Annotated in this window: 6 protein-coding genes and 1 pseudogene; 2 read left to right on the top strand and 5 right to left on the bottom strand. The window is 66.4% G+C overall.

Annotation, left to right across the window (positions count from 1 at the left end):
• Window positions 1–36 precede the first annotated feature (36 nt).
• A pseudogene (locus tag HDC93_RS37375) lies at window positions 37–669 on the bottom strand (cell division protein FtsK); the annotation flags it as partial.
• Window positions 669–1,016, bottom strand: a complete 348-nt coding sequence (locus HDC93_RS37370) for a hypothetical protein (RefSeq protein ID WP_185015212.1) — start codon at window positions 1,014–1,016, stop codon at window positions 669–671. The gene HDC93_RS37370 and the pseudogene HDC93_RS37375, both read right to left, overlap by 1 nt.
• 165 nt (window positions 1,017–1,181) lie before the next feature.
• On the opposite strand from HDC93_RS37370, the gene HDC93_RS37365 reads away from it, so the two are divergent.
• The gene (locus HDC93_RS37365; RefSeq protein WP_185015214.1) at window positions 1,182–1,961 is read left to right on the top strand and encodes a GntR family transcriptional regulator; all 780 of its coding nucleotides are present in this window, start codon (window positions 1,182–1,184) and stop codon (window positions 1,959–1,961) included.
• Window positions 1,962–2,368: 407 nt separating this feature from the next.
• Here HDC93_RS37365 and HDC93_RS37360 read toward each other — a convergent pair whose 3' ends face one another.
• Complete coding sequence (locus HDC93_RS37360) at window positions 2,369–2,704, bottom strand: hypothetical protein (protein ID WP_260420010.1); 336 nt, start codon at window positions 2,702–2,704, stop codon at window positions 2,369–2,371.
• 289 nt (window positions 2,705–2,993) lie between these two features.
• Window positions 2,994–3,542, bottom strand: a complete 549-nt coding sequence (locus HDC93_RS37355) for an ATP-binding protein (RefSeq protein ID WP_185015211.1) — start codon at window positions 3,540–3,542, stop codon at window positions 2,994–2,996.
• 211 nt (window positions 3,543–3,753) lie between these two features.
• On the opposite strand from HDC93_RS37355, the gene HDC93_RS37350 reads away from it, so the two are divergent.
• Window positions 3,754–5,130, top strand: coding sequence for a sporulation protein (locus HDC93_RS37350; RefSeq protein ID WP_185015210.1), 1,377 nt, complete (start codon window positions 3,754–3,756; stop codon window positions 5,128–5,130).
• Between the two features lie 3 nt (window positions 5,131–5,133).
• Here HDC93_RS37350 and HDC93_RS37345 read toward each other — a convergent pair.
• Window positions 5,134–5,668: phosphotransferase family protein (locus tag HDC93_RS37345; protein WP_185015209.1), on the bottom strand; the 535-nt coding region annotated here is incomplete at its 5' end.

Here is a 5,668-nt window from a genome sequence, read left to right as displayed (position 1 = left end):
AGGCCCTGCCTTCATGCGCCGCTCCTGCCGCGATCACCCGATCAGGACCCCTGTTCGACCAGACAAGCCCGTTGAGCGGTAAGCGGAAGCCTTCTTACCGGACCGAGTGGCCCCGACGATGAGCCAGTGCGGGACCATGCGCAGGTTCATCACCCATGCCCCACCGGTCTCCAAGGCCCCGATGAGCGCAGACAGCAGCTCAGTCGGCGCCGTGGCTAAGCCGGGCCGCTCCAGCGGGTCGCTGGCCATTGCCGTCAGCAGGACGAGCCCACGTTCCGGCGATGTCACACGAACCGCGTGAACCTTCCAGGCGTGCACGAAGGCATCCGCTGCCTTCATGTACGTCGCCGGCGTCTGCCCCGCGTGGAGCCGCACGGTCACAGTCAGCCCCATACGAGTAGCCCGGGGAAACGAGATCCGGGGAGCCACCGGCCGCAGCGGATCGCCCTTGACCATCAGGTCACCGAGCAAGCCGCGGGGTGGACGCCGGGAAACGGCAAGGTCATTGAGCATGGCCACCTTGCGCCACGTGAACACCACCCGGGAGGCGGTAACCGCGTACCCGACGGCGTACCAGTGCCAGGCCGGCCGATGGCGGTGCACCAGGTCACCGATGACGAGCACCCAGGCCAGAACGGCCAGTGCGAGGGCGAGCATGGTCGGTTCCATCAGGCGTCACCGCTCTTACCGTGTGCCGCCGCTCCGTGCGCGGGTGTGATCGCGTCAGCGCGGAAGCTGATGCCCTGCCGGTCGCCCATCGACCAGACGAACGCGGTAAGGCCGGTGACCTTGACGACCTGGCCCGCTTCGAGCCCTTTCGGCTCACCGCTCACGGCGATCTCAATGACAGAGATGCGCCGCCCATCGGGCCGCACGGTGACGGCCACGGTGTACACCGGATTGCCGTCCCTGTCCTTCTTCACCTCCTGTGTTTCTGAGTTGCTGAACTTCACTTCGGGGGCGTTGGCACACCGCAGTACGCCGAGCCGCGCCGTGTCCACGGGAATGGACTGCATGGGTTGTGGCCTCCCTGGCCATCGGGACGCCAGCAATCGGCTGACGTCACTTGTCCTTACGAGTTACGACTATGTGGTGCTGTACGGCGAGAGCGCAACTACTTATGCTGACGAGTGATGTCGCGCGTGCGACGTGCCTACGACCTCAAACCTGGAGATGCCGAGATGACTGAGATCCAGCGCCCCGGAGCCCTCTACCAGCAAGTCGCCGCCGCCATCCGCGCAGCGATCCTGTCGGGTGAGTTCGCCCCCGATTCCCTGCTGCCGTCGGAAGCTCAGCTCATGGCCCGCTACCAGGTCTCCCGTCCGACAGTCCGCAACGCCATCGCCGCGTTGCGCGCGGAAGGGTTGATCAACGTGCGCCACGGCAAGGGCAGCTTCGTACGCTCCGACGATCAGCCCGTGCTCACCCTCGAACGCCGCATCAGCCGGACCACAGACAGCCGGTTCGTCATGCCGAATGGCGACCTCTGGGACGAGTCCGAGGACCCCAACACGTACCGCACCCGGACCACGAAGGAGACCGGCCGGCTGCTCGGAGTCGGCACGGAAGAGGCTCTGTTCGGCTGTGACCGCCTGCTCGTCGACCCGAGCACAGGCACGCGCGCGATGCATCGGACGTTGATCCCCTTCGAAGTCGCCGAGGCCGCGCCGCTGCTCTCGGACGAGCCGTGCAAGCACCCCGCAGAGATCTACCGCGTACTCACCAGCGGCGATCACAAGCTCTGGTGGTCGGAGACAGTCCGCGCCCGAATGCCATTGCCTGACGAGCGCACCACGCTCCAGCTCCCCGACGCGACCCCGATCCTGCACATGGCCCGCGTCACGCACGGCACCGAGGACCGCCCACTGATCCTCGAAGAACTCCGCGTCGGCGCGGACCGTGCCGAACTCGCCTACCGGATGACTGCCGACAAGCGACAGGCCCGCCGCGCACGCGCCTGAGCGCCGACAGCAATCGGTCGAAACAGCCTTCACTTCCTCAAGGGCGCGCCTGCGGCGCGCCGAGCCGCCCGGCCGCCCCGGCCGGGCGTGCGGCGTGGACGCCGGTCCCGGCCGGTCGCCATGCGCCCCCGACCACAGCACACCTATGAAGCTAGGGCGTCGAGCGGTCGTCGCGGACAGTGGCGTGGCGGGCTGGGGGTCGACGGCCTCCGAGACTTTAGGCAGCTCCCATGGGGCGAGCCTCCAAGAACAGGGGGCCGACCGGGCCATTGCGGGCAGGCCAACAGCCAGCCCGGTTCGCGGGCGACCGTAAGGCCCCCTGTTCTCTCGCCCCATGGCAGCTACTGCCCAAAGTCTCTGCGGCCGGCGACGTGCCCACGTGCCGCGCTCACCAGCGAAGAAGCGCCTCACGTCGCACCCCCGTCACTTTCGGCCCGCGCCTCCAGGAGCACGGCGAGCCGGTCCAGATCAGCAGGCCGGCCTGTTAAGCGCACGACACCGCGCCCGTCCTCATCAGTCGAGGCGACGGCACGCACGGCGGACAGCTCGAAGCCCACCCTCAGGAGCGCCCTGTTCAAACGATCAGCGGACTCACGAGCTTCGCGCCAACCCGCCATGTAGTCGATCCCCGGCACCCAGAGGCCGGAGTCCTGACCCGCGATGCCGTCGAGGCCATCGCCGAGCCAGTTCCCACTCGCGCCAGTCACCTTGTCCACCTCAGCCCTGATCATGTAACGGGTCATCAACTTCCTGAACCCAGGGCCAAAAGCAGCACGACGGCCCCGGTACCATCAGGCACCGGGGACCGCCGTGTTCCCAGCCGGGCCACCCTTCGCTTTCCAGGGCTGATGGGGTGGCCCGGTCTCGGTATGTGGTTGTGAAGCGCGGTCTCCTGCACGGGCCAGGAGAGCCCGGCGATTCCTCGCGCAAGAGACCGCGCTCAGTTGGCCGGAGGGGTCAGTCTCCGGCCGGTTCCAGGCCGCCACCCACTCCCGATCGCGAGGGAGTAACAAGGAGGTGGAGACCCGGAGATCACTGAGGTCTATAACCGTCCAGGTCGAAGCGGCACCAGACCGTCTTGCCTCCGCCCTCTTCCGGCGTCCACCACACCGCATCCGCCATCCGCTGCGTGATCATCAACCCGCGCCCGCTGTCCGGCAGAACAGCCTCAGTCAGCTCCCCCACCAGCTCTGGGCAGAGGGCGTCGCCCATGGGAAGAAGCGGCGGGGTGGAGTCCTCGTCCCTGACGCCGATGAAGAACCACTTCGGATACAGCTTGTAGATCACGTCGATGCGCCGGCATCCGCCAGGACGGGACCGAGAGCGATCCGGCACCGCGTGGTTCACCACGTTCCCGACCAACTCCGAGACGGCAAGTCGGGTGTCATAGACGACGTCACCCGTGACAACACCACGCAGAAATGCCGATGTGGTGTCGCGTGCGATGCGCGCCACGTCACCGCACTCAGCGAAGAGTGTCAACGCCGAGAAGTGCCCGTTGGCGGACGGATCCGGCGCTGCGAACCAGTGGGCGTATGCCTCCAGCTCCTTCGCCACATACTCGGCTTTCCCCGCGTCCATCGCGTCCCCTTCTCAGCCTTCGCCAGCGGCTCACGTCACCGATTGCTTCACGCAAGCCAGTACACGGCTCTCGGGGCGCGACCGGGAGCGTTCACCAGGGGGTTCACGTGAACACCAGCAAAGCCAAAGGGGGTTCGCGGATGAACCCCTTAGCGCGATACTGCTGTGACAGGATGAGCACTCGCCGTCATTCTCGGGTTGGCAGGGGAGCATGAGCCGAGAGCCGAACGCGCAGTTAGTCGCAGTGATGACCGAGGCCGGTGTTTCGAACAAGGGCCTCGCGAAACGGATGAAGGACGCCGCCGCTCAGCGCGGCATCAGGCTAGGAACCACGCACGTCTCTGTGCAGCGATGGCGCGACGGCGCAGGCATCCAGCCCCAGACTGCGGCAATCATGGCCGACGTGCTCAGTTCGAAACTCGGACACCGCGTCACACCCGGTGACCTTGGTTTCTTCGACCACACTCAGTCGACTGCGCCGGAACCAGTCGGCTACCCGAGCACGGTCCCCGACGTCCTGTCGATGCTGGATGGCCTTGCCCAGGAGCGCGCCGAAGCCGCGGTTACAGACCGCCTGGTCGTTGCCGACACCGATCTCAGTGCTGCTGTTCTCTCATGGATGATCGCGCGCCCCGACGGTGTCCAAGCAGACAATCCGGCCCACCAACGTGTAGGCATGCGCGACGTGCGGGCGATCAGAGACGCGGCTGCCACGTTCATGCAACTCGACTTCAAGTACGGAGGGGGTCACGGCCACCGCGCCTTGCGCCACTACTTCCGCCACGAGGTCCTGCCGCTGCTCAGCGCGAGCTACAGCGAGAAGGTGGGCACCGCGCTGTTCAGCGCCGCCGCCGAGGTCTCCCAGTTGCTGGCATGGACGGCATACGACGTTGGGAATCACCGACTGGCTTACCGCTACCTGACCGCCACGCTGCGGCTTTCCCAGGCCACCGACGACCGCATGTTCGGCTCTCGCGTCCTCGGTAACCTCAGCCACCAAGCCAACTACCTCGGTAACCATGCCCAGGCCATCAAGCTGGCCCGTGCCGCCGTCGAAGGAGCGAAAGGGCGAGCCACCCCACGGGCGATGGCCAACTACTGGGCGATGGAAGCCCGGGCCCTTTCCAACGCGGGCAACCGGACCGAGGCCGGCCGCGCGATGAACGAGGCTGAACGAAACTTCGAGCGCGCTGACACGGCCGAGGACCCGGCGTGGCTCAGCTACTTCGACGATGCAGAACTCATGGGCGAGTTCTGCCACTGCTTCCGTGATCTGAAGATGCGTCGCGAGGCAGTCGTGCACGCACAGCGCGCCGTCGACAGCACCGACCCGATGTACGCACGCACTCTGGGCTTCTGCCGCATGGTGCTTGCCCAGAGTCAGCTACTCAACGGCGAGCTGGAAGCCGCCGTCACCACCGCAAGCCTGGCGGTCGACGGCGGCGACTCCCTACAGTCCTCCCGCTTCCAGCGCTACGTGACCGACTTCCAGCAGGAGGTCAACGTGCACGCCGGCAACCCCGCCGTGGCCGCCTTCAACGAGACGGTGCAGGACGCAATGGCCCGCTTCGACGAAGAGGACGAGTAGCAGCTACCAGGGCCGCCAATCACGCGGCGCCTCGTCGTTGCGCAACCCGGTGATGCGCCGCTGGTACTCGGCCGCCGTCCTCTCGTCTTCCTGCACGTTCTGCATGAGCCACGTCGTCATGCCGAACTCTTGGAGCCTGCGCAGCGTGTCGTAGCCGTGCCAGTCGTGCAGGTCGCGCCCGTACGCCCGCACGAAGTCCGCGTACTGCTCGTCCGTCTGCCATCCGAGGCTGTGATGCTCGGTGGCTGTGACCATCAGGTCCCACTCAGGATGATCGAAGCAGAAGGCCTCGAAGTCAATCAGGATCACCTGCCCCTGGGTGTCGACCATCAGGTTCTGCACGTGAGCATCACCGTGCACCGGCCCCTTGGGGCTCTCGAACTGCAACTCCTCATACTGAGCCCGCAACTCATGCCAGCGCTTGTGCAGGAAGGCCCTGTCATCGGGGCTTCCCCCCGAGAAGTGGACACCGGTTCGTGCTGCTATGCGGCGAGTGTCATCGTATCCGACTGCAGTTCGTACTCCCGCTCCCGGGCGA

The sequence above is a fragment of the Streptomyces sp. AK010 genome, from assembly GCF_014207295.1.
GTDB lineage: Bacteria > Actinomycetota > Actinomycetes > Streptomycetales > Streptomycetaceae > Streptomyces > Streptomyces massasporeus.
This window is presented reverse-complemented; position numbering and strand designations above follow the sequence as displayed.

Excerpts from the sequence above, each read along its gene's own strand:
- HDC93_RS37370 (WP_185015212.1), bottom strand. The coding sequence starts at position 1,016 with ATGCAGTCCATTCCCGTGGACACGGCGCGGCTCGGCGTACTGCGGTGT.
- HDC93_RS37365 (WP_185015214.1), top strand. The coding sequence starts at position 1,182 with ATGACTGAGATCCAGCGCCCCGGAGCCCTCTACCAGCAAGTCGCCGCC.
- HDC93_RS37360 (WP_260420010.1), bottom strand. The coding sequence starts at position 2,704 with ATGACCCGTTACATGATCAGGGCTGAGGTGGACAAGGTGACTGGCGCG.
- HDC93_RS37355 (WP_185015211.1), bottom strand. The coding sequence starts at position 3,542 with ATGGACGCGGGGAAAGCCGAGTATGTGGCGAAGGAGCTGGAGGCATAC.
- HDC93_RS37350 (WP_185015210.1), top strand. The coding sequence starts at position 3,754 with ATGAGCCGAGAGCCGAACGCGCAGTTAGTCGCAGTGATGACCGAGGCC.